This is a genomic window from Actinomyces sp. S6-Spd3 (assembly GCF_000758755.1).
Lineage (GTDB): Bacteria > Actinomycetota > Actinomycetes > Actinomycetales > Actinomycetaceae > Pauljensenia.
This window is the reverse complement of record NZ_JRMV01000188.1, coordinates 1-626: the sequence shown is the minus strand read 5'-3', so window position 1 is coordinate 626 and position 626 is coordinate 1. Positions and strand designations below refer to the sequence as shown.

1 protein-coding gene is annotated in these 626 nt (G+C 54.5%); it reads right to left on the bottom strand.

Features of this window, described 5'->3' with window-relative positions:
- Window positions 1-603 (bottom strand): potassium transporter TrkG (locus HMPREF1627_RS01105; protein WP_324606566.1); only part of this gene is annotated, 603 nt, incomplete at its 3' end.
- Window positions 604-626: the final 23 nt, after the last annotated feature.

The following is a 626-nucleotide window of genomic DNA, read 5'->3' as shown; positions in this document are numbered from 1 at the left end:
CAGCATGGTCGTAATCTTCACGCCACCTGCGGTTCCAGCCGGGCCTGCCCCAATAAACATGAGAATGTCGGTGACCAGCCAGGTGATGTCACTTTGCGTCGCTATATCCATCGAGTTGAAGCCTGCTGTGCGCGGCGAGATTGCCGTGAACAGGGTGATGAGGAGCTTATCTGCAGCGCTGTACTGGCCCGTTTGCGAAAGGCTGCTCCACTCAAGCAGCGTGATGAGTAGCCAACCGGTAAGAATGAGGCCAATGGTTCCGTGCACCACTAGGCGCGCGTTGAGCGACCAGGCCCACCGCCTCTTCTTCCTCGTTTTGAATGCGTGCACAATTTCAGCCAGAACCGGGAATCCGAGGCCTCCAATCACAATCAGAATTGAGATTGGCAAGATTATGAACGGGTCTGTAGCAAACGGGATCAAACTGTCGGTTTCCAAAGAGAAGCCGGCATTATTGAACGCGGAAATGGAGAAGAAAGTGCCCCACTGCAGGGCTTCACCTAGCGATTTGGAACGCGAATAGAAGTCGATTACCAGCGGGATCGCAAGAACTACCTGCACGATGAGGGCCATGCGCACAATACGTTTCACGAATCCGCGCATATCTGACATTGTGAGGGCGCCGG